At 43.6% G+C, this 21,675-nt stretch carries 24 protein-coding genes, 1 tRNA gene and 1 riboswitch; of the genes, 17 read left to right on the top strand and 8 right to left on the bottom strand.

From position 1 onward, the window contains the following. The first annotated feature begins 357 nt into the window (after nt 1-357). The 4 genes from CU633_RS16185 (at nt 358) to CU633_RS16170 (ending at nt 5,359) form a co-directional block, all read left to right on the top strand. Nucleotides 358-2,253 (top strand): LTA synthase family protein, encoded by a 1,896-nt coding sequence (locus CU633_RS16185; protein WP_101661623.1) that lies wholly within the window; start codon nt 358-360, stop codon nt 2,251-2,253. A 178-nt stretch (nt 2,254-2,431) separates the two neighbouring features. Further along, a complete protein-coding gene (locus tag CU633_RS16180; protein ID WP_101661622.1) occupies nt 2,432-3,616 on the top strand; it encodes a M14 family metallopeptidase in 1,185 nt (394 codons plus the stop codon). Between the two features lie 204 nt (nt 3,617-3,820). Beyond that, nucleotides 3,821-4,981 carry a hypothetical protein gene (locus CU633_RS16175; RefSeq protein WP_101661621.1) on the top strand — a complete coding sequence of 387 codons (1,161 nt, stop codon included), beginning with the start codon at nt 3,821-3,823 and terminating at the stop codon, nt 4,979-4,981. Between the two features lie 57 nt (nt 4,982-5,038). Continuing rightward, the gene (locus tag CU633_RS16170) at nt 5,039-5,359 is read left to right on the top strand and encodes an MTH1187 family thiamine-binding protein (protein WP_101661620.1); all 321 of its coding nucleotides are present in this window, start codon (nt 5,039-5,041) and stop codon (nt 5,357-5,359) included. A 61-nt stretch (nt 5,360-5,420) separates the two neighbouring features. Here CU633_RS16170 and CU633_RS16165 read toward each other — a convergent pair whose 3' ends face one another. Beyond that, complete coding sequence (locus CU633_RS16165; protein ID WP_101575622.1) at nt 5,421-5,594, bottom strand: DUF2759 domain-containing protein; 174 nt, start codon at nt 5,592-5,594, stop codon at nt 5,421-5,423. 97 nt (nt 5,595-5,691) lie between these two features. Next, a complete protein-coding gene (locus CU633_RS16160) occupies nt 5,692-6,186 on the bottom strand; it encodes a hypothetical protein (RefSeq protein ID WP_101661619.1) in 495 nt (164 codons plus the stop codon). A gap of 80 nt (nt 6,187-6,266) precedes the next feature. On the opposite strand from CU633_RS16160, the gene CU633_RS16155 reads away from it, so the two are divergent. After that, a complete protein-coding gene (locus CU633_RS16155) occupies nt 6,267-6,899 on the top strand; it encodes an MBL fold metallo-hydrolase (protein ID WP_101661618.1) in 633 nt (210 codons plus the stop codon). Between the two features lie 156 nt (nt 6,900-7,055). Next, nucleotides 7,056-8,156, top strand: a complete 1,101-nt coding sequence (locus CU633_RS16150; RefSeq protein WP_101661617.1) for a class I SAM-dependent methyltransferase — start codon at nt 7,056-7,058, stop codon at nt 8,154-8,156. Nucleotides 8,157-8,243: 87 nt separating this feature from the next. Here the strand turns inward: CU633_RS16150 and CU633_RS16145 are convergent, their stop codons facing one another. The 3 genes from CU633_RS16145 to CU633_RS16135 form a co-directional block, all read right to left on the bottom strand. Next, a complete protein-coding gene (locus CU633_RS16145) occupies nt 8,244-8,489 on the bottom strand; it encodes a DUF2626 domain-containing protein (RefSeq protein WP_101661616.1) in 246 nt (81 codons plus the stop codon). Nucleotides 8,490-8,572: 83 nt separating this feature from the next. Continuing rightward, nucleotides 8,573-9,274 carry a helix-turn-helix transcriptional regulator gene (locus tag CU633_RS16140; protein ID WP_101661615.1) on the bottom strand — a complete coding sequence of 234 codons (702 nt, stop codon included), beginning with the start codon at nt 9,272-9,274 and terminating at the stop codon, nt 8,573-8,575. Between the two features lie 394 nt (nt 9,275-9,668). Next, a tRNA-Gln gene (locus tag CU633_RS16135) sits at nt 9,669-9,740 on the bottom strand. A gap of 148 nt (nt 9,741-9,888) precedes the next feature. On the opposite strand from CU633_RS16135, the gene comGA reads away from it, so the two are divergent. The 8 genes from comGA (at nt 9,889) to CU633_RS16095 (ending at nt 14,134) form a co-directional block, all read left to right on the top strand. Continuing rightward, nucleotides 9,889-10,962: a competence type IV pilus ATPase ComGA gene (comGA, locus tag CU633_RS16130; protein WP_101661631.1), complete on the top strand. Its 1,074-nt coding sequence runs from the start codon at nt 9,889-9,891 to the stop codon at nt 10,960-10,962. Then, the gene (gene comGB / locus CU633_RS16125) at nt 10,949-11,980 is read left to right on the top strand and encodes a competence type IV pilus assembly protein ComGB (protein ID WP_101661614.1); all 1,032 of its coding nucleotides are present in this window, start codon (nt 10,949-10,951) and stop codon (nt 11,978-11,980) included. Before comGA ends, comGB begins: the two co-directional genes overlap by 14 nt. Before the next feature lie 16 nt (nt 11,981-11,996). Beyond that, nucleotides 11,997-12,299: a competence type IV pilus major pilin ComGC gene (gene comGC, locus CU633_RS16120; protein ID WP_101661613.1), complete on the top strand. Its 303-nt coding sequence runs from the start codon at nt 11,997-11,999 to the stop codon at nt 12,297-12,299. Continuing rightward, nucleotides 12,299-12,733: a competence type IV pilus minor pilin ComGD gene (comGD, locus tag CU633_RS16115; protein ID WP_101661612.1), complete on the top strand. Its 435-nt coding sequence runs from the start codon at nt 12,299-12,301 to the stop codon at nt 12,731-12,733. Before comGC ends, comGD begins: the two co-directional genes overlap by 1 nt. Further along, nucleotides 12,720-13,049, top strand: coding sequence for a hypothetical protein (locus tag CU633_RS16110; protein ID WP_101661611.1), 330 nt, complete (start codon nt 12,720-12,722; stop codon nt 13,047-13,049). Before comGD ends, CU633_RS16110 begins: the two co-directional genes overlap by 14 nt. Continuing rightward, on the top strand, nt 12,991-13,476 hold the full coding sequence (gene comGF, locus CU633_RS16105) for a competence type IV pilus minor pilin ComGF (RefSeq protein WP_257958895.1): 486 nt from the start codon (nt 12,991-12,993) through the stop codon (nt 13,474-13,476). Before CU633_RS16110 ends, comGF begins: the two co-directional genes overlap by 59 nt. Beyond that, nucleotides 13,469-13,846, top strand: a complete 378-nt coding sequence (gene comGG / locus CU633_RS16100) for a competence type IV pilus minor pilin ComGG (RefSeq protein WP_180954998.1) — start codon at nt 13,469-13,471, stop codon at nt 13,844-13,846. Before comGF ends, comGG begins: the two co-directional genes overlap by 8 nt. Nucleotides 13,847-13,945: 99 nt before the next feature. Further along, nucleotides 13,946-14,134 carry a YqzE family protein gene (locus CU633_RS16095; protein WP_101661609.1) on the top strand — a complete coding sequence of 63 codons (189 nt, stop codon included), beginning with the start codon at nt 13,946-13,948 and terminating at the stop codon, nt 14,132-14,134. Between the two features lie 50 nt (nt 14,135-14,184). Here the strand turns inward: CU633_RS16095 and CU633_RS16090 are convergent, their stop codons facing one another. Further along, nucleotides 14,185-14,979, bottom strand: a complete 795-nt coding sequence (locus CU633_RS16090) for a YqhG family protein (RefSeq protein WP_101661608.1) — start codon at nt 14,977-14,979, stop codon at nt 14,185-14,187. After that, nucleotides 14,948-16,645 carry a DEAD/DEAH box helicase gene (locus CU633_RS16085; protein ID WP_101661607.1) on the bottom strand — a complete coding sequence of 566 codons (1,698 nt, stop codon included), beginning with the start codon at nt 16,643-16,645 and terminating at the stop codon, nt 14,948-14,950. Before CU633_RS16085 ends, CU633_RS16090 begins: the two co-directional genes overlap by 32 nt. Nucleotides 16,646-16,817: 172 nt before the next feature. Then, nucleotides 16,818-16,908: riboswitch (glycine riboswitch) on the top strand. A gap of 259 nt (nt 16,909-17,167) precedes the next feature. Between CU633_RS16085 and gcvT the strand changes: the two genes are divergently transcribed. The 3 genes from gcvT to gcvPB are packed head-to-tail and all read left to right on the top strand — an operon-like array spanning nt 17,168 to nt 21,094. After that, entirely contained in the window at nt 17,168-18,274 is a 1,107-nt protein-coding gene (gene gcvT, locus CU633_RS16080; RefSeq protein ID WP_101661606.1) for a glycine cleavage system aminomethyltransferase GcvT, read from the top strand. Between the two features lie 20 nt (nt 18,275-18,294). Continuing rightward, complete coding sequence (gcvPA, locus tag CU633_RS16075) at nt 18,295-19,641, top strand: aminomethyl-transferring glycine dehydrogenase subunit GcvPA (RefSeq protein ID WP_101661605.1); 1,347 nt, start codon at nt 18,295-18,297, stop codon at nt 19,639-19,641. Then, the gene (gene gcvPB, locus CU633_RS16070) at nt 19,634-21,094 is read left to right on the top strand and encodes an aminomethyl-transferring glycine dehydrogenase subunit GcvPB (protein WP_101661604.1); all 1,461 of its coding nucleotides are present in this window, start codon (nt 19,634-19,636) and stop codon (nt 21,092-21,094) included. The genes gcvPA and gcvPB overlap by 8 nt, the downstream gene beginning before the upstream one ends. Before the next feature lie 93 nt (nt 21,095-21,187). Here the strand turns inward: gcvPB and CU633_RS16065 are convergent, their stop codons facing one another. After that, nucleotides 21,188-21,571 carry a rhodanese-like domain-containing protein gene (locus tag CU633_RS16065; protein WP_101661603.1) on the bottom strand — a complete coding sequence of 128 codons (384 nt, stop codon included), beginning with the start codon at nt 21,569-21,571 and terminating at the stop codon, nt 21,188-21,190. Nucleotides 21,572-21,675: the final 104 nt, after the last annotated feature.

Below are 21,675 nucleotides of genomic sequence, written 5' to 3'. Positions count from 1 at the left end.
ACGTGGCGCTCTTAGTCGGCCAGCGCTTGTCGGGGCTGACCAAGGCGCTTGCGCTTTTCTTATGTCCCAACCACAGATAAAGACTTGCGGGAATCAGCCTGCACGCTGCCGTGATTAAAGTTGTAATTTTCTGAAATTGGACAAACATGAAACTTTTTTGTGTTTCAAGCGTCTAATGATGTGGGTATGGAAAGAGAGCTCAATATATAATTCTATAACACTAGTTTAAAATGCCATTTGATTTTTTGTAAAAAAAGTATTAAGATTATGTGTGGTTACTTCACAGTAAATCCTTATTTTGTAAATTTAAATGTAACATTCCATATCTGTGCATGTAACAGGGAGGGGTAAAACAGAATGCGAAAATTGAACTGGTCAAAGATATCGTTGATTGCGATTGCGACGGTGCTGCTTTGGCTTAAAACCTATATTGTCTATAAAACTAGCTTTGATATTAAAATTGAAAACTGGAAGCAGGAGTTTATTTTATTTATCAACCCGTTAAGCTTCCTGTTATTTATTTTTGGCATCAGCTTATTTATGAAGGAAAAGAACAGAAACCGTTACATCTTGATTTCCAGCTTTGTCATTTCGGCTGTGTTGTTTGCCAATGTAGTATTTTACCGTTTCTTCAATGACTTTTTAACGCTCCCTGTGCTGTTCCAAACAAGCAATATGAGCGATTTGGGAAGCAGTGTCAATGAATTGCTTTATGTAAGTGATTTTCTTTATTTTGCAGACTTTTTTATTTTGGCGCTGCTTATTAAATTAAAGCCGAAATTTATCATGGTCAAGGAATATTCAAAGGTCAACCGCCGCGTGTTTTTTCTTGTTTCGATTGCGATCGCCTTTTTTAATCTGGGCCTTGCTGAAACGGAACGTCCACAGCTGTTGACACGTACCTTTGACCGTGAAATTCTTGTCAAAAATATCGGTACTTACAATTACCATCTGTATGACATGTTTTTGCAATCGAAATCGTCCGCACAGCGTGCTCTCGCTGACGGCAGCGAGCTGGTCGATATCGACAATTATGTCCATGCCAACTATAAGGAGCCCGAAGCTGACATGTTCGGGGTTGCCAAAGGCAAAAATGTGATTGTAATTTCAATGGAATCAACGCAAAACTTTGTAATTAACAAAACGGTAAATGGAGAAGAGATTACACCGTTTCTGAATGATTTCATCGGAGAGAGCTATTACTTCGATAATTTTTATCACCAAACTGCCCAGGGAAAAACATCGGATTCAGAATTTCTTTTGGATAATTCCCTATATCCGTTAAGCCGTGGTGCGGTATTCTTTACTCATTCGGGAAACGAGTTTACGGCCACGCCGGAAATTCTCGGCAATAACGGCTATTATACAGCAACGCTTCACGCAAACAATAAAAGCTTCTGGAATCGGGACATTATGTATGATTCCTTTGGCTATGACCGCTTTTATTCAATGGTCGATTATGACATCACAGAAGAAAACTCTGTCGGCTGGGGCTTGAAGGATATCGATTTCCTGGAGCAGTCTGTCCAGCATTTAAAGCAAATGCCAAAGCCGTTTTATACGAAGTTCATCACGTTGACGAACCATCACCCGTTCGAGTTGGGGGAAGAAGATAAATTTATTCAGCCTTATACTTCGGGCAATAATACGGTAGACAACTATTTCCCTACTGTCCGTTATACGGATGAAGCGATTAAGAACTTCATCCAGAAATTAAAGGACGAAGGACTCTATGAAGATTCAATTATTATCCTTTATGGTGACCACTACGGGATTTCCGAGAACCATAATAAGGCAATGAGCGAATTTTTAGGAACGGAAGTCACACCGTTTGTCAGCACCCAGTTGCAGCGTGTGCCGTTGATTATCCATATTCCTGGTCATGAAGGAAAAACGATCTCGACCGTATCAGGCCAAATTGACCTGAAGCCAACGATTCTGCACCTTCTTGGCATTGATACGAAAAACGATATTCAGTTCGGGGCAGATTTGTTCTCGGAAGACCGGATGGAATTTACCGTGCTCCGCGATGGCAGCTTTATCACGAAAGACCATGTATATACCCGGGAAACCTGCTATGATAAGAGCACAGGGGAACCGGCAGAAGACCAAAAAGCATGCGAGCCTTACATGGAAAAAGCGAAGAACGAGCTTGAATACTCAGATAAAATTATTTACGGCGATCTGCTTCGCTTCTATGAAAATGAGAATTACCGAAGTGAAGATAGTGGATTGCAAGAAAACAACGAATAAAATCGAGGCCTGTATCCCCCAGTTGGATGCAGGCCTTTTTTCTGCAGAAAAGATGGGCGGCTGCTTGCCATATACCAGGCATGATTCAATTAGTTTTACACGGAGAAATCCCGGCAGCAGCAGTCATTTTACAAGCCTTCCGATCATAATTATGGTGTAATGGAAGGGGTGAAAAAGAATGAAAGTGCGCGCACGCGCGGGAGATTCCCTCTGGTATTATAGCCATCTATTTCGCATGCCGCTGAACTTGATCCTCGATTCAAATAACCTGGCAACAGCAACCGCTTTACAAATCGGGCAGGAAATCAATGTTCCCGGGTTTACTTCAGTTGCTTACTCGATAAGAAGGGGAGACACTTTTTGGAAACTGGCAGCTGCAAGGAATTTGTCAGTGGATGCGTTGCTCCTTTTAAACCAAACTGTAAACGCAAATGCGCTTACGGCCGGTCAGACGGTCTTTTTGCCAAGAAGGGTAACTGAAGCAATTGTGATCGGGAAGAAACCGTACGACTTTAATACATTATCAACGGATATAGAAAAACTGCTGAATGTTTATCCGTTTATAAACATAAATACGATCGGCGACAGCGTATTGGGTAAGCCGATCCAGGAAATCAGGCTTGGGCGCGGGAGGCGTAAAGTCCATATGAATGCCTCCTTTCATGCTAATGAATGGATTACAACAGCTATATTAATGAGCTTTTTAAACACTTATCTGCTGTCTTTAACGAATATGAATCCGGTCCGCGGTATTAACAGCATGAATATATACGACAGTGTCGATCTGTCGATTGTGCCAATGGTCAATCCTGATGGAGTCGACCTTGTCGTAACAGGGCCTCCAGAGGAAGTGAGCGCAAGAGTAATTAAAATCAACAGGGGAAGTACCGACTTTACTGGCTGGAAAGCAAATATAAACGGTGTTGATTTAAATAATCAATTCCCGGCAAACTGGGAAATCGAAGAAGCACGGAAACCAAAATCACCTGCGCCGAGAGATTATCCCGGTGAGGCCCCGTTAACTGAACCGGAAGCGGTTGTGATGGAAGAGCTTGCCAGGGAGAGATCTTTTGATCGGTTACTTGCTTTTCATACACAAGGAAAGGAATTTTATTGGGGATACGAAGGGTCGGAGCCTCCGGAGTCAAGGATAATTGCCAATGAATTCGCCAGGGTCAGCGGCTACCATGCCGTTCAATATGTTGACAGCCATGCTGGCTATAAAGACTGGTTTATTCAGGAATTTCGCCGGCCTGGATTTACGATTGAGCTTGGCAAAGGAATAAACCCGCTGCCATTATCCCAATTTGACGAAATCTACGCAGAAGCACTCGGGATATTTTTGGCGGCCCTTTACATGTAAAAAAATAACTGCTGTTTTCAAAAAATAACTTGTATTTTTCGCCCATTATCATTAACATGGTTGTGAAAGCGGTCCATGATCATAAAACGATCTTGCGAAGAAGCCGGCTATCGGCTTTTTTTTTCTTTTAATATATTTTCAAAAAACTGAAACATTCACGGCTTTGCAACGTACTGATTATTAAGTGATAAAGGCGGTGTGGGAATGGTGAAAAGGAAGACAACGAGAAAAAAATATGATAGATTTATTTGTTTGTTTTGCATCATCATTTTCACAACGATACTATCTTCCTGTTCACCGGAAAAAGAATCAGAACCCCATTCGGATATTGGGGAAAAGGATATCGGGAAAAACCATCCATCCCCAACCTTCCGGGATGAACAACCGATTACTCCAATTAATATTCCCGATGGCACCTTTAATAGAGTGAGTGGATGGCTTGATCATGAAACTATACTGTTTACAACAAATGTTAGCCATGGTTCTAACGTCTATACATATAACTTAAGATCAGGTGAGAGCAGCTTGCTTTATGAAAACCAGAGCCCGATTGTGGATGTCCACATCAGTCCATCGAAGCGTCAGTTCCTGGTCCATTCGGCACCATCAACATATGCAGGAGTCATCACCGTCCTTGATCGTTCCGGAAAACAGATGTTTTCCAGGCAGATAGAATCATTTGAGCTTGCCTTTAAATGGAATCCATATGATGAAGATATTATTCTCGTTTCGTCTTTTGCCGAGGACTGGAGCTACAGTACTTATTTATTAAATGTTCCAGGCGGCGAGTTAACAGACGTAAATTTGCCGGAACCGTTTGCCCATTGGCTTAACAGGAGAGAGCTTGTTTTTTTGGACTGGGATGAAAATAATCCCGGGCTGCTTGCCCCTCTCGTTAAAAAAGAAATCGGCAGCCCTGAGGAGCCTGCTTTATTTGAAAATATCATAGAAATTTCAACATTCAAGAATTTGTTGATTACGGTATCAGTAAACAGGGAGAAGCCGGAACAAGGCATTTATACCTTTTTATCCAATGATTTAAAGAAAATATCTTCCCTCAGTTTCCCACACTTAACAAGGTTTTCAGGGTGGCTTGTCCCCCATTTTGACTTTATCGGGACAGCGCGGCGCTTTATGACATTTCGCCCGCTCTCAAGCGGTGAAGCGGACAATTATGCAGCCGGATTTCAGTTGGTTTCCTATGATCTGAAAAGCGGAGATGAAACCATTTATTTTGAGGGAATGGATAATGAGCCTCTCAGCTGTTCCCCGGACAGCATGATGTGTCTGGTCGGTTATCAGCTTGAGAAGCTGCTTCTTTTGAATTCGAAGAAGGTGATTCCGCTAATCAAAACCGACGTTTGACTTGAGATTTATTTTTTCTTATGAAAAGATGGCTAAAAAAGCAATGAGGTGATCAAATTGGCAATTGCAGATGTGACCGTTATCCCGATTGGAACCGATTCCCCCAGTGTCAGTGAGTATGTTGCAGACATTCAAAAGGTGTTAAAAAGATATGAAGCAACAGGAAAAATCAGATACCAGCTGACTCCGATGAATACGATTATTGAAGGGGAGCTTGCTGATTTATTCGAAGTGATTCAGGCGATGCACGAAGCTCCCTTTGAAAAAGGGCTCTCGCGGGTAGCCACGAATATCCGCATTGATGACAGGCGCGATATACAAAGACGGATGGAAGACAAGGTAAAAAGAGTTGAGGATCTGCTTGAAGGTGATTTCTAGCCTAAAGCAGGCCATAAAAAAAGGATTGCCGGTATACAGGCAATCCTTTTTATAAAGCTTTTTAGTGTGCAGTTGGAAAACCATGGTGGATGACCGTCATAATTGAAAACCAGCCAAATACGACGAACGTTCCCAGCGCGAAAAATAATCCGAGCAGATTTTTGTTCTTAAGAGAAGTGTAGCTCGCGTATCCTGCCAGAAGTGTAACTAAAGCAAAAATAATAACAAGTCCCATCATAAAACCTCCTTCACTTTAAAGCCCCGTAAGCTGTTTTCGTTCAGATTTTTAAATAACTGTATGTAATGATTTTTATATACATTCGTATTTTATTTTATAATTTTTCAGCAGGTTTGTCGAGATCTAAAAATGACACTTCTATGTCGTACGCTTTCGCGATTCGGCCGATCAATTCCTGGTCATGCAAAGCAACAAAAAACAGTTCATCGCCATTTGTTTTTGTTCTGGCAACAAGGTGTTCTTCCATTTGCAGCTGTGCCATTTCAACCGCTATTTTATCACCATTCTTAATCAAGAAACAGCTTACCATGCTTTTAAATAAGTAATGATTTTGCTTCTCGCTGATAAAGCCATAATCGGAAAACACGTCCCCGGTGGTTGCGTTTGTCAAAAGAATGAGCAAATGGATATCTTCATAAAGTTCACCTTCAAGCAGCAGGTTTGTGGCAAGAGAGCTTGCATCGGCTGATCGATAAATAAACATTGAATCATGCTCATCATCCGGACTTGTTTCACGGCGCACCAGCTCAATAAATTCAGGAACCTGTCCAATAATATGAGTTGCTTCAATACCATAATGAATAATCATGCCGATCTCCTTCCTCCTTATTTTCAGATAGTGTAAAATAATATTAACATAAGCATAAACAGCAAATGGAGGGTGTAATTGTGAAATGGATTCAAATGCCGCTTGGGCCGCTGCAAACTAATTGCTACATCATTTATAATGACCGGAAATCATGTTTAATCATTGACCCCGGTGAAGAAGCCGGGAAGGTGATCAGCGCAATTGAGGCGGAAGAACTTAAGCCTCAGGCTGTTTTGCTGACACATGCCCACTTTGATCATATTGGCGCCGTAGATGCGGTCAGAGAAAAGTTTAACATTCCCGTCTATGTTCATGAAAAAGAAGCGAATTGGCTTGGAGACCCGACGTTAAATGGCTCAGAGTTTTTTATGGCTGGAAAAGTCCGTGCAAAAGCGGCAGACCATTTTCTTGCTGCAGCAAATCAACGAACGATCGGGGATTTTACATTTCAAGTTTTCGAGACACCCGGCCATTCACCTGGCAGTGTTTCCATTTATTTTGCGGAAGCAGAATTCGTTGCAGCAGGGGATGCCTTATTTAACGGCAGCATCGGCCGCACTGACCTGCCTGGCGGAAATCATGATCAGCTCATTAAAAGCATCCATGATCACCTGTTAACCTTGCCTGAGGAAACAGAAGTCCTCCCGGGCCATGGTCCCACCACGACAATTGGTGCAGAAATGGACGGAAACCCTTTTCTTAACGGTTTTTAACAATAGACATAGAAAACCCCTTCTCAAAGGAGAGAAGGGGTTTTCTGGGGGATGTTCTATTCATATAATGGGAGGGGATAAGTTTAAGCTACTAATCTTACAATATAATAAAGAAAACACTATGTCAATGGTGAAAACATAAATAAAGGAGTAAATATGTTGAATTATCTAAAAAACGTGATTTTTTCGACTTCTTCAAACATGATTACATATGCTGAATACATTTCAGCCGCTTTATACCATCCGGAACTCGGTTATTATATGAAAGAAGGAAAAAAAATAGGCCCTGGCGGAGATTTTATCACCTCGAGCAATATTTCCGACGTGTATGGAAGGGCAGTGGCGAAATGGTACAGTGAGATTGTAAAGGAAATTGATTTGCCGGCAAAGGTAAGTGAACTTGGCGCAGGGGATGGCAGATTCGCTGCAGCATTCATCGATGAGTGGAAGAAGTTGACTGACACGCCACTCGCTTATTTTATCGTCGAAACCAGCCCGTATCACCGGCGTCTCCAGCAGGAACTAATTGAGCCCGGCCCCGTTTGCCGGCAAATAAACGCCCTTGAGGAACTAGAGCCATTTTCCGGAATGATCTTTTCGAATGAGTTATACGATGCACTGCCAGTCCATGTAATCGAAAAAAAGGACGGAGAATTGGCCGAAATTATGGTTGCGGAATCAAGCGGGAAGCTAATTGAAACAGCGGTACCATTACAAAATTCAAAAATCACAACGTTTCTTGAAGATTACGGCCCCGAACTGCAGGAAGGCCAGCGAATTGAAATCCCTCTTCAGATGGAGGAAGTCGTGGCAACCATCGCAAAAACATTGGAAAAAGGGATTGTCGTCACTGTTGATTACGGTTATACAAATGAAGAGTGGCAAGAGCCATCAAGAAGAAATGGCAGCCTGAGGGGTTATTTCCAGCATCAAATGGTCGATAATGTTTTGGAAAGGCCGGGTGAGATGGATATTACAAGCCATGTTCACTTTGATGCGTTGATTAAACAAGGCAACGAGCGGAAACTGAAGTTTATCGCAAAACTGAGACAGGACCAGTTTCTGCTTTCAGCCGGAATATTGGAGATGCTTCGCGATCATTATGACCCGAATCCATTTTCAGCAACAAGCAAGCTGAACAGGGCGGTCCGCAGCCTTGTTATGCCTGATGGGATCAGTGCCGCTTTTCATGTGATTGCCCAGGCAAAAGGGCTTGATATTCCGGAAGAAAGGATTGTAATGGATCGGCTTTCTTAGGCGGGCAATTGAATCGCCCAGGGCGGGTTATGATTTTGGCACACAAAAAAAGCGCCAGGCTTGCCAGCGCTTTTTTCGTAATCACATTTAATGGCCGCCAGCACCCGGCGTCATCATAAAGGTCGTCCAGTAGGTAAAGCCAGCGAAGAAAATTGTTAAGTAGGCACCGAAAACATAAATATACATGCGCTCGGAAAGTTTTAAATAACTTAAAAGTACGAAAAATCCTGTTTGCCCAAAGAAAATTAAGGACAACGCATACATGTCACCCAAGTAAAACATAACTGCAAATATACCCGTCCAGAATCCTAAAACTCTGTACATACGATCCATATGTATCCCTCCTTTACCCTACAAGTCCCATCATTACAATATTATAAAATAAACGCAAGCCAATTGTAAATAAATGATTGTTGTTAGTTCGCGACGAAAGCCTGGTAGGTGCAAGATTGACATCCGGAAAGCATGTTTTCTTTTTCCACAAGATCAACGGATTCAAACAAGGATTCGAACATTCCTTTTAAAAATTCATAATGCATATTGCAGACCGCGTCAGTATGCTCAACGGCAACCTCTTTAAACGGGCAGTTGAATATTTGAAAATAAATTTTCGTTTTATCCTCGCCGGCTTCCAGTTCTGGATAAAATCCAGCCACCGTTGAAGCACTCTTTAGTATATTCACTTTCTGGTCGAAGCTGAGCTCTTCGCCGAAGTTGAAGTTTCTTGCTGTTTCCTGGTCAATTAATTCGGCTCCAAATTGCTTTCCTGTTAAATACAAGGCTTTTTTCCCTTCTTCACCGAGGTTAAGCATCGTTTGCAGCGCAATTTTTGAAAGGAGCTGATAGTCGCGGAACGGAAAATGGAGTTGGATCACATCGTCACTTAAACGATACAATCTGCTCGGCCGTCCGCCTTTTCCCGTTTTCTTTGTCTCGGAAACCAGCATATTTACATCTTCAAGCTTTGATAAATGGAGTCTCGCTACATTTGGGTGGATATCGAACTCATCGGCAATTTCCTGGACTGTCACTTCTCTGTGCCACTTTGTGATGTATTGATAAATATAATACCTTGTTGGATCGGATAAAACATTTGTAACTCTTAATGTTTGTTCCATCAAAGCTCACCTCAGTCAGATTATTTCCCCTTAATGGGCGGCAAGTCCGTCATTTTCCCCGAGCATCCATTACCGCCCGTAAAATTTGATTCGCTTCACTATCCATCCATAGAATGGAATAGCCCCCAAAACGGAGTTTTAAATTAGTTCCATTATAATACAGCGCTCGAATCATGGGAATGAGGTTAACACTGTATTCACTATATGTTTAGAAAATGTTCACAATTAACGAGCTAGTTTGGAAGTAAATTATTGTCCATAATTATATAAAAAGTAGTGATTGTGTATAATAGAGGGTTTAATTGGTGGATGTTCGACGACAACGGGAAAAAGCGATGAGTAAATGATACATCGCTTCGCCTTGTTAAAAATTCAATTGATGTGGTGATAAAAACTGGGCTAGCTGGATTCGAACCAACGCATGACGGAGTCAAAGTCCGTTGCCTTACCGCTTGGCTATAGCCCAATAGGGAGGTTGAGGTTATGAAATCGTAGTAATTATTATGGAGATTTTTGAAAAAAATATACAAAAAAATTGTCGATAAAGAAGGAGAAAAAAATAACCTTGTCGAATAAAAATAATGATCAATATAGAAAGGCGGTGTTTAAAGATTGTGAACTCAATTAAACAGCTGGCTGATCAAATGATCAAAGATGCAGTCCAGCACCATGCTTCAGATATTCATATAATCCCCCGGAAAGAAGACACCCTCATCCAGCTCCGCATTGCAAACAAACTGATTCCGAGACAGACGCTCCCGAAAAAAGATTGCGACCGATTAATTGCCCACTTTAAATTTACAGCGTTAATGGACATTGGTGAACGAAGGCGTCCCCAAAGCGGTGCTTATTCATGCTTGATCGATGGCCAAACAATCGGCCTGCGGCTCTCAACACTTCCTGCCAGCAACCGGGAAAGCCTTGTGATCCGGCTCCTGCCCCAGAACAAACGAATTCCCTTCTACCAAATTTCCTTATTCCCGTGCATGACCCGAAAATTGACCGCCCTATTAAAGCATGCCCACGGGCTGATTATCCTCACAGGCCCGACCGGCAGCGGCAAAACAACTACCTTGTACTCCATGCTGAACGAATCCTCCCACATGCTTAACCGCAATGTCATTACTCTTGAAGATCCAATTGAAAAAGAAACAGAATCTGTTTTGCAAGTGCAAGTCAACGAAAAGGCTGGTATCTCCTATTCGAGCGGATTGAAAGCCATTCTCCGTCATGATCCCGATATCATTATGGTTGGTGAAATCCGCGATGGTGAAACTGCAAAAATAGCTGTTCGAGCGGCGCTTACTGGTCACCTTGTCCTGTCGACCATGCACACAAGGGATGCAAAAGGTGCGATTTACAGGCTGATGGAATTCGGTGTTAATTGGCTCGAAATTGAACAGACGCTTGTCGCTGTTACCGCACAGCGGCTCGTTGAATTGGTCTGTCCATTTTGCGAAGGTGAATGTCCGCCAATGTGTTATTCCTATAGCAAATGGAAAAGAGCAAGCGTTTTTGAAATGTTGACGGGCGATGCTCTGTATGCTGCTTTAAAGGAAGCAAAAGGCGAGAGCTGCGAACCGGCTCCCTACAGGACAATCAGAAAAGAAATTATGAAAGGGATTGCGCTAGGATATATCATCGCGTCAGAATATCAGCGCTGGGTTTTCGACGATGAAGCGAAATAGCTGGACAGTTGAAGAACAAGCCTATTTTTTAAAGCGCACAGGCGAACTTCTCGGGCGCGGTTACCCGTTGACTGAAGCGATTGAATCGCTCATCTTTTACTTACCGGAAAAGAAACAACGACAGATTCAAAGCTGCCTTGCCGATTTAAAGGAAGGATACCCGCTTTTTCAAATACTGGCCGGGCTTCATTTCCATAAAGATCTGGTCGGTTACGTGTTTTTTGCTGAACAGCATGGCGGTCTGGCGGAGGCTTTTCAGGATGCAAGCGAGATTATGTTGAAAAGAAATAAAGATTTACAACGGCTTCTCAAGCTCCTGTATTATCCGGCCGTGTTAATTTGTATCACAATTATCTTATTTTTCTTCGTCGAACATCTATTGCTTCCGAAGTTTATGACCTTATTTCAATCAATGAATCTCGAAGAAAACTTTTTCACGAAGGTTGTTTATCTGTTTGGCAAGCTCATTCCGCTTTTTTTTGCCGGGGCGATAATCGTCTCAGCAAGTACATTTCTTTACCACTTCGTCTTTTTCCGAAAGAAAACTCCTCTCGAACAAAGGAAAAAGTTGATTCTTCTTCCCTATGCCGGGCCACTATTAAAAATGCTGTATTCCCATTATTTTTCTGTACAATTGAGTTATTTGCTGTCAGGCGGACTGTCGATTTTCGAAGCGCTAAAACTTTTTGAACAAAATACACAGCAGCCTTTATACAAGCAGGCAGGTACAGAAATAAAAAGAAAGCTGATCGGCGGGGAGAGGCTGGAGACGATTTTAGCTTCTTTGCCGATCTTTGAAAAAGAATTGGCCACAATCATCAAACACGGCCAGGAAAATGGGAGGCTTGATAAAGAGCTGTATTTTTATAGCCGCTTCTGCCTCGAAAGGCTCGAAGCGCTCACGGAAAAATCGTTGAAGATCATCCAGCCTGTTTTGTATTTGTTGATCGGACTGCTTATCGTGTCGATGTATCTGGCAATACTGCTTCCGATGTTTCATCTGCTGGATGGTATATAAGAAAGGGGCAAGATTGATGAAAAAAGAAGATGGGTTCACATTAATAGAAATGATGATCGTCCTGCTTGTGATCTCTGTTTTGCTGATTATTACGATTCCTAACATTACAAAGCATACTTCAAGCATCCAGGATAAGGGCTGTGAAGCTTTTATAAAAATGGTCCAGGCACAGGTACAAGCTTATGAAATTGAAAAAAACGCCTTGCCTGAATCGGTAGCAGATCTTGTTGCAGCCGAATATTTAAACAGCAATGAAACCTCGTGTCCGAACGGGAAGCCGATCCAGATCGTCGGTGGAATTGTTAAGGAGAGCCCTTAATGTTAAGAGACGAAAGCGGCTTTACTTTAATAGAATCTTTGTTTGTATTATCCATTTTTCTCGTTGTCGCTTTTGTTTTAGTCTTCACAAACAAACCCCACTACGTCAGCGCACAGAAATCAATATTCTTCTCTGAATTATCAGCTGATCTTTATTTCGCACAGCAATATGCCATTTCCCATCAGCAGGAAGTGACCGTCAATTTTATCCCGGGCGAAAACTATTATTATATTCGTGACCGTGAACAGATCATTATCGAACGTCATTATCCAAAAGGGATCACTGTCTATGAAGGAACACTTAAATTACGGTTTCAATTTCAGGCTGATGGCAGCATCGCCAAATTTGGTTCATTTTTTGTTGATATCGCCGGGGTTACCTATCGAGTAACGTTTCAAATCGGAAAGGGGCGCTTTTATATTGCAGAAGAATAAGGGCTTTTTTTTGGCTGAATTGTTGCTCTCGCTGTCTGCATGGGTCCTTGTTGCAAGTATTCTTCTTCCCGCTGCAATGAAATTGGCCGGACAGTCGAGCACTTTGCAGCAGGAAACGGCAGCTCTCCAGCTGCTGTACGAAGAGCTGCAAATGCTGGCTAGTGACGGAGCCTCCCTGCGCGAATATGATGCGGGCAGGAACGGGACAAGTTTTCACGTTTACCCAAAGCTGAATTCAACAAGGACGGAGGTGTGTGTTGAATTTGAAAGCCTCTACCATGAAGAAATCATTAAATGTGCCCCTGTTGAGCAATAAAGGATTTACGATGCTCGAAATGCTTTATGCTTTTGCTGTTTTCTTGATCATTGTCTCCTTTGCGCCGTTAAGCTACAGGCTTATTTTAAATGACGATTCAATGGCATCCCGGTTGCAACCGATGGAATGGGAAGTATTCGCGAGCCAGGCAAAAAAAGAAATAAGAATGAGCGAACGAATTGAAATACAGGGTGACAAGCTGTTCATTGAAAAAGGGGGGAGTATCATTTTATATGAGAAATATGGATCAAAGATCAGAAGAAGGGTCGATAATGCAGGGCATGAAATACTGCTGCAAAATGTTTCGACTGTTGAATTTAAAGGGCTGCCAAGCGGGGTGGTGATTTTGGTGAAAGACATATATGGCAGGGCATACTCCCTTTCTGCCAGGTCGTTTATCGGTTTGGAGGTTAGCGGAATTGAATGAGCATGGGTTTACCTATCCGCTTACACTCGGGATTTTTCTGTTGTTGTCTCTTATGCTGGCGCTGAATGCCGGGCATTTCCTGGCAGAACAGCGCCTATTAAAGGAAACCGAATCGATATTGGAGCAGGAATATTACTTGATGAGTGCGGTGAAAAAGGTCGAGAAACAGCTGCAGAGCGAAATGCCAATCGAGCCAGCTGGTACATATTTTTTTCAGGAAGGAGAAGTTGCTTATAACATTGGACCGGTGGCCGGATCCGTTCTGCAGGTTACTTTTATCTTGACGATTGCGTCCGGGATCGAAACAACAAGCTACGCATATTACGATAGTAACTTAAAAAAAATGACAAAATGGGTGGAGAAAAATTAACCTCGCAGAATTTGACCGGCAGGGTGTTTGGATATGAAGGAAGTTTAAAAAACCAGTGATCGGGCATACTTTTAAGAGAATAAGAAGGCAGGTGTACCGGTGAAAACAAATGATTATCTGAAATATATCACGCAAAATGTCGTCAAATATATTGACCAGCCGAAAGAGATGCGAAAAAGGATCAGAGACGAACGGAAAGAAACGAAACAGCCTTTCCTGACCAGATGGTTTGGCATTTTGCCATATCTTTTTCAGCTTGGAAAAAACAATAAAAAACGCCAGTCTTGAAGCAGACAATCGTTCTGCTTCTTTTTCATTCCCTTTTCCGGCGAAAAGGCCTATATGGTGTTGCTCGTTAAATAGAACAAGCCCCCATTAATGATCGATATGTTTATTTTGGGTTCATACTGCTCCCTTAATGCTTCCTTCTCAGTTTCGTAACTTTCCTGTTTGTCTTCTTCATCTTCATAAAAATGGTCCAGCAGCTTCAAATCCTTTCGCCAGCGTTCTCTGGCTTCCTCTGCCCAGCTGTGGTCTTCCGATTCGATGACGCTGACCAAATAATTTTCAATGCGCTTCAGTCCGCTTTGCGGCATGATCATGGACGATAATGTGAAAGTGTAATCGGGTAATTTTGGTGTCAGCTCGGTTTGAAGCAGCCAGCCGTGAAACTGCTCGACAAGCTGCCCGTTTACGAGTTGCAAGCCAATCGATTTAAAAATGTCCCTTTTCCGGTCGCACTGATAAGAAATCTTTAAGTTTACAGCGAGCCATGGCAGAAGCGGGGTATGGTTGGGAAACGATCCTGCCGCATTTTCGTACAGCCGAATATAAGGTGCGAGCTTTTTCGTTGATTGAAAGATTTGATGCAGTCTAGGTGAGCCAAAATGAATCGTTTCTCCTTTAACGTGCTCGGGAGCTTGCTTCGGATTCGTAATAAGCGTCAGTTTGGCCGGATTTGGAGTTCCGCCGGTTTTCTCGAGATAGAGCCAATAATAAGGGCGATTCATAAGCTCTTTATCAAGCTCGATCGTTAATTGGACCGTCATGTAGGCGGGGTGGTTTTCTTCAATATAACAGCCATTTGCCAAAAAGTATCGTTCAAGATATCGATGTATTTCCTGCTGCTGCACCGCTTTCACCTTCTTTCAATTCTTCAGCAAATTGAATCATCGATGCTAAGTTCTCCATTTTAATTCTCATTTCGCCTTCGGAAGTAGATCGGCCAAAGATTTCAATTAAATGGTCTTCAATATTTCCAAACTCAAGCCTTGCTAAAATATCATCCAGCTCGCCTATGACCTTTTCGAATAAATGAATCTTTTCATAGAGAAGTTTTAAAATGTTTTCTTCGACCGTCCCTTTTGTCGCAAAATTGTAAATCATGACATCCTTTTCCTGACCGAGGCGGTGAATCCGGCCAATCCGTTGTTCAAGGCGCATCGGATTCCAGGGCAGGTCAAAATTGATAATATGATTGCAAAATTGCAGATTGATTCCTTCACCGCCGGCTTCTGTCGCGATTAACACTTGAGCATGCTTTTCGAATAGCTCTCTCATCCAATCCTTTTTACCGCGCTTAAAGCCGCCCCGAAACGGGACCGAGCTGATTCCGTATTGCTGTAAAAACCACTGTAAGTACATTTGCGTGGCCCGGTATTCGGTGAAAATAATCACCTTATCATTAATTTTTTGGATGAGTTCAACGGCTTTTAATGCCTTCGAGTTGGTTTGCACCGCTTCTGCTTTACCGGCTAAATACCGAATTTGCTCGTCAAAAGCGGGGGATGGGTTTTCTTTTCGGTTATACATATTATTCAAAGTAAAGAAAACAGCTTCCTTGCTGCTGCATGCTTCGCGCTGTAGAGTCATCACAGAAAACTGGCTTGAAGTGACCCAATCCCCTTCACTGCGCAATTCTGTTATGGCATCGTATAATTCCTGTTCTTCTTTTGAAAATTCAATCGGAACGGTTTCAACATGGCGCTTTGTCCATTCGATGCCGGTATCTGCACGCCGGTTCCGAATCATTACTTTATTGACAAGTTCGCGCAAATGCTCATCTTCATTGACGGATCGGGAATCTTTTTTATACTTTCCATAAAAAGCAGATTCATTCCCGAGATGCCCGGGCTTTAGCAGCGAAACGAGATTAAAGATTTCTTCAATACGATTTTGAATGGGGGTCGCTGTCAGCAGCAGGCAAAACCTTTTTTTCAAGCTCTGCACAAATTGATAGTTTTTTGTTTTGTTGTTTTTAAGCTTATGGGCTTCATCGATGATGATCAGGTCGTAATTTTGTTCAAAAATAATTTCGCGATGGGGACTGCGCTTCGCCGTATCAATGGAGGAAACGACGACATCGTACTGTTCCCATACATAGCTTTTCCTCTGCGTGCCGGCGGGGATAAAAAATTTATTTTTCAATTCTTCTGCCCATTGCGTTACCAATGAGGCAGGCACTAATATCAATACCTTTTTTACAAGGCCGCGAATCATGTATTCTTTTAAAATCAAGCCGGCTTCGATCGTTTTGCCAAGTCCGACTTCATCAGCGAGGATTGCCTTGCCATTCATGTTTTCAATGACCTGCCTGGCGACCTCCAGCTGGTGAGGCAGAGGGGTTAAGTGAGGGAGGTGTGCAGGTGCAATTAAGCCCTCAAAGTTTGGAATCACTGTATGCTCTTCGATCTCAGCGGCAAGCTTGTACAATTCCCAATTGCCCCATGGACCATCTTCCGAAATTCGCTGTAAAAACTCGTCCTGCCAGGTGGAATCAAATGTGATCTGTACGGTCATGTTTACAGCTCCTTTTCTTCCATAAATATAATATTGCCCGAACACGTTTTTTAATGTAGGATAAATATAGCTTTGAAAGTTTAGAAATTTTGCACATTATAAAATCTTTTAGAAGTTTCTCGGGTTATGATAAAGCTTAGTATGAACAACTTGATAAAATTTATAAATGCGAATGATAACAAGGGGAGAGACTGCATTTGCAGCGCCGAAGGAGCAAGCAATCATGTTGTGAATCTCTCAGGCAAAAGAACTCTTGTTTGACGCGGCTCTGGAGAGTGCTTCGAGCCATTGCGAAGCCACCAAAGGGGAAAGCCTTATTTAAGGTAAACTTTCAGGTGCAAGGACAGAGACCTTCTCATTTTTATTGGAGGGGGTTTTCTGTCCTTTTTTTGGTTATTCTAAAGTCAACTTCACTTGCGGTTCTGATCGAAATAGCAGCCATGGCTGGTGTCCGGCCCGGCGGCTTTCGATCTTCTCATATCAATAATTTTGATGAAACCGGACTTATAAGGGGGAGAAAAGATGTCACAGTTAAAACGCACGCCTTTATTCAAGCTGTACAAGGAGTACGGGGCGAAAACGATCGACTTTGGCGGCTGGGATCTGCCAGTGCAATTTTCAAGCATTAAGGAGGAGCATGAGGCAGTCCGCTCGCGGGCCGGTTTGTTTGATGTTTCCCATATGGGTGAAATTGAAGTAAAGGGGAAAAACAGTCGCGCATACTTGCAAAAAATGATGACAAATGATGTGGAGAAGTTAAAAAACGGTGCTGCCCAATACTCGGCAATGTGTTATGAAACAGGCGGAACGGTAGACGATTTGCTCGTTTATAAATTGGATGACGATCATTATCTTCTCGTTGTCAATGCGGCGAACATTGAAAAAGATTACAAGTGGCTTACGGATCATTTGATCGAGGGTGTTGAGCTGACAAACGTGTCCGAGACTACTGCCCAGCTGGCATTGCAGGGTCCGCTCGCACAATCGGTGCTGCAAAAGCTTGCGGGTAATGTTGACCTGTCGGAAATCGGATTCTTTAAATTTAAGCAGGACGTGGACTTAAACGGCAAGAAGGCGCTCGTGTCGAGAACGGGATACACCGGGGAAGACGGCTTTGAGATCTATTGCCGTGCAGAGGATGCAGCAGCTCTATGGAATGAGATTTTGGCTGCCGGGAAAGAAGAGGGTGTCGTTCCGTGCGGGTTGGGAGCAAGGGATACATTGCGGTTTGAGGCGAATTTGCCCCTGTACGGCCAGGAATTATCGGCACAAATTTCTCCTCTTGAAGCTGGAATTGGCTTTGCTGTGAAACTAAACAAGCAAGCTGATTTTATCGGGAAAGAAGCCCTTTTAAAGCAAAAGGAAAACGGGCTGCCAAGAAAGCTAGTCGGTGTTGAGATGATTGACCGGGGAATTCCTCGCCACGGCTACCCTGTCTATAAAGGGGAAGAAAAAATCGGTGAAGTCACAACAGGAACACAATCACCGACTTTGAAGAAAAACATTGGTCTTGCCCTGATTGCTGCGGAGCATGCACAGTCAGGAAATCATGTGGAAATCGAGATTCGCGGAAAGCGCCTGAAAGCACAAGTGGCGGCTACACCTTTTTATAAAAGAGAAAAGAAATAGCTTTGAGAGGAGAATCAGTCATGAAGCATCGCTACTTACCGATGACAGAGCAAGATAAACAATCGATGTTGGACGCAATAGGAGTCACGGCTGTTGAGGAATTGTTCAGCGATATTCCCGAGCGTGTCCGCTTTAAAGGTGAATACAAAATAAAGGCTGCGAAACCGGAATCCTCGCTGATGAAGGAGCTAAGCCAGCTTGCAGATAAAAATGCCGATTTGAAAAAGAACACATCTTTCCTCGGCGCGGGTGTTTACGACCATTACATGCCTGTGATCGTTGACCATGTTATTTCACGTTCCGAGTTTTACACTGCTTATACGCCGTACCAGCCGGAAATTTCCCAGGGCGAATTGCAGGCGATTTTTGAGTTTCAAACGATGATTTGTGAGCTGACCGGAATGGATGTCGCCAACTCTTCGATGTATGACGGCAGCACGGCTTTTGCAGAAGCCGCCATGCTCAGTGCAGGCCAGACCCGCCGGAAAAAGATTTTGATATCAAGCACGGTTCATCCGGAAACAAAGGAAGTTGTCAAAACTTATGCAAAAGGGCAGTACGTTGAAGTCGTCGAAGTTCCGCATCAAGACGGGATAACCGATATCGGAGCGCTTAAAGAGATGATGTCGGATGAAATTGCTGCAGTGATGATCCAGTACCCAAACTTTTTTGGACGGATCGAACCTTTACAGGAACTGGAAAAACTGATTCATGCTGAAAAGGCTTTATTTGTTGTCTCAAGCAATCCTCTTGCGCTGGGCGCTTTGACTCCGCCCGGAAAATTCGGTGCTGATATCGTCGCCGGGGACGCCCAGCCTTTTGGGATCCCAACCGCTTTTGGCGGGCCGCACTGCGGATATTTTGCTGTGACCAGCAAGCTGATGAGAAAGGTACCGGGACGCCTTGTCGGGCAAACAACCGATGAAGAAGGCCGCCGCGGCTTTGTACTGACCCTGCAGGCGCGCGAGCAGCACATCCGCCGCGATAAAGCGACATCCAATATTTGCTCGAACCAGGCCCTGAATGCGCTCGCGGCATCAGTCGCGATGGCGGCACTCGGCAAAAAGGGTGTCAGGGAAATGGCATTGGCCAATATCCAAAAAGCGCACTATGCGAAAACAGCTTTTGCGAACAATGGATTTGACATTGTTTTTGATGGCCCGTCCTTTAATGAGTTTGTTGTAAAGCTTAACAAGCCAATCAAAGAGGTCAATAAGCAGCTTTTACAAAAAGGGATTATCGGCGGCTATGATCTTGGCCGCAATTACAGCGATATGGAAAACCATATGCTTGTCGCCGTGACTGAGTTGAGAACAAAAGAAGAGATTGATACATTCGTCAAAGAATTGGGGGATTACCATGCATAACCAAGATCAACCGCTGATTTTTGAACTGAGCAAACCCGGCCGCATCGGTTATAGCCTCCCGGATTTGGATGTTCCGGAAACAGATTTAAGCGAGTTAGTTCCTGCTGGCTATTTGCGTGAAGAAGAACCGGAACTGCCTGAAGTATCCGAACTTGATATTATGCGCCACTACACCGCTTTATCAAAGCGCAACCATGGTGTCGATTCCGGGTTTTATCCACTCGGCTCCTGTACAATGAAATATAACCCGAAAATCAATGAAAATGTCGCCCGCTTTAACGGTTTCGCCCATGTCCATCCCCTTCAGGATGAAAGCTCAGTCCAGGGGGCACTTGGCTTATTGTATGACCTGCAGGAGCATTTGATTGAAATTACCGGCATGGATGAAGTAACCTTGCAGCCGGCGGCAGGTGCGCATGGCGAGTGGACGGGACTGATGATGATCCGTGCTTACCATGAAGCAAACGGGGAGACGAAGCGGACGAAAGTCATCGTCCCGGATTCAGCGCACGGTACAAACCCTGCATCGGCAACGGTTGCCGGTCTTGAAACGATTACCGTTAAATCAAATGAACACGGCCTGGTCGATCTCGAAGACTTAAAGCGCGTAGTCGGTGACGATACAGCTGCTCTTATGCTGACAAACCCGAATACGCTTGGCTTGTTTGAAGAAAATATTTTGGAAATGGCGGAAATTGTTCACGGTGCCGGCGGAAAGCTTTATTATGACGGCGCAAACTTGAATGCGGTTTTATCAAAAGCACGTCCCGGAGATATGGGCTTTGATGTCGTCCATTTAAATCTTCATAAAACATTTACAGGTCCGCATGGCGGCGGGGGTCCCGGTTCAGGCCCGGTTGGTGTTAAAAAAGATCTGATCCCATTTCTTCCAAAGCCGGTTATTGCAAAACGCGGTGAAGACTATGTACTCGATTATGACCGCCCGCAATCAATCGGCCGGGTGAAACCTTATTATGGTAACTTCGGTATCAATGTCCGCGCCTATACGTACATTCGCTCAATGGGGCCGGATGGATTAAAAGCGGTAACGGAATATGCCGTGCTGAACGCCAATTATATGATGAGAAGGCTGGCTCCGCATTTTGACCTTCCATTTGACAGGCATTGCAAGCATGAATTCGTTTTAAGCGGAAAACGCCAGAAAAAGCTTGGCGTCCGGACTCTTGATATCGCGAAAAGACTTCTTGATTTTGGCTATCATCCGCCGACCATTTATTTCCCGCTCAACGTTGAAGAATGCATTATGATTGAGCCGACCGAAACAGAGTCGAAGGAAACGCTGGATGCATTCATTGACGCCATGATTCAAATCGCCAGGGAAGCGGAGGAAAATCCGGAGATTGTCCAGGAAGCACCGCATACAACCGTTGTGGGGCGCCTGGACGAAACAACAGCGGCAAGAAAACCGATCCTGCGCTATCAAAAAGCATAGACAATGAAAAAGAGGAAGCCACAGCTTCCCTTTTTATGTACACAAATGAACCCGCAGTCCGGCATCCCAGTCTGCGGGTTCTATTATCCGATATTATTTTTTCGCTTTGATTTTTCCGGACCATTTTTTAAAACCGCCTTGTAAATGAGACAAGTCTTTATAACCTTTTCGGTGCAAAAGCTGGGCGGCCCGGCCGCTTCGCATCCCGCTCTGGCAATATAAATAAACAGGCTTGTCCGGACGGATTTCCTTCAATCTCATTTTCAGTTGTGAAAGAGGAATATTTCTGGCGCCAAGGATATGTCCGGCATCATATTCATTCGGTTCGCGGACATCGATAAGCTGGGCTTTTCGATAGCCCTCGCGAAATTGCTCTTCAGTCAGCGTTTTGACAATTCTCCGCTGAGTCAGCCACATCGCAGTAGAGTATATGATGATCGCTCCAGCGACAATTAACAGGAAATAAAGTGTATCCAATCTTTTTGCTCCTTTCAGACAATGCTAAGCCACTCTTTATTATATAAGCCGGGCGTCCCATCAGTAAAGGAAATCAGACTAAAAATTTTTAAAAAGAAAAACGC

The organism is Bacillus sp. V3-13 (assembly GCF_002860165.1).
Taxonomy (GTDB): domain Bacteria; phylum Bacillota; class Bacilli; order Bacillales; family Cytobacillaceae; genus Bacillus_BJ.
This window is presented reverse-complemented; position numbering and strand designations above follow the sequence as displayed.

Bases quoted from the DNA above. Each gene is read 5' to 3' on its own strand.
- CU633_RS16185 (WP_101661623.1), top strand. From the start codon at position 358: ATGCGAAAATTGAACTGGTCAAAGATATCGTTGATTGCGATTGCGACG.
- CU633_RS16180 (WP_101661622.1), top strand. From the start codon at position 2,432: ATGAAAGTGCGCGCACGCGCGGGAGATTCCCTCTGGTATTATAGCCAT.
- CU633_RS16175 (WP_101661621.1), top strand. From the start codon at position 3,821: ATGGTGAAAAGGAAGACAACGAGAAAAAAATATGATAGATTTATTTGT.
- CU633_RS16165 (WP_101575622.1), bottom strand. From the start codon at position 5,594: ATGGGACTTGTTATTATTTTTGCTTTAGTTACACTTCTGGCAGGATAC.
- CU633_RS16160 (WP_101661619.1), bottom strand. From the start codon at position 6,186: ATGATTATTCATTATGGTATTGAAGCAACTCATATTATTGGACAGGTT.
- CU633_RS16150 (WP_101661617.1), top strand. From the start codon at position 7,056: ATGTTGAATTATCTAAAAAACGTGATTTTTTCGACTTCTTCAAACATG.
- CU633_RS16145 (WP_101661616.1), bottom strand. From the start codon at position 8,489: ATGGATCGTATGTACAGAGTTTTAGGATTCTGGACGGGTATATTTGCA.
- CU633_RS16140 (WP_101661615.1), bottom strand. From the start codon at position 9,274: ATGGAACAAACATTAAGAGTTACAAATGTTTTATCCGATCCAACAAGG.
- comGB (WP_101661614.1), top strand. From the start codon at position 10,949: ATGAAGCGAAATAGCTGGACAGTTGAAGAACAAGCCTATTTTTTAAAG.
- comGC (WP_101661613.1), top strand. From the start codon at position 11,997: ATGAAAAAAGAAGATGGGTTCACATTAATAGAAATGATGATCGTCCTG.
- comGD (WP_101661612.1), top strand. From the start codon at position 12,299: ATGTTAAGAGACGAAAGCGGCTTTACTTTAATAGAATCTTTGTTTGTA.
- CU633_RS16085 (WP_101661607.1), bottom strand. From the start codon at position 16,645: ATGACCGTACAGATCACATTTGATTCCACCTGGCAGGACGAGTTTTTA.
- gcvT (WP_101661606.1), top strand. From the start codon at position 17,168: ATGTCACAGTTAAAACGCACGCCTTTATTCAAGCTGTACAAGGAGTAC.
- gcvPA (WP_101661605.1), top strand. From the start codon at position 18,295: ATGAAGCATCGCTACTTACCGATGACAGAGCAAGATAAACAATCGATG.
- gcvPB (WP_101661604.1), top strand. From the start codon at position 19,634: ATGCATAACCAAGATCAACCGCTGATTTTTGAACTGAGCAAACCCGGC.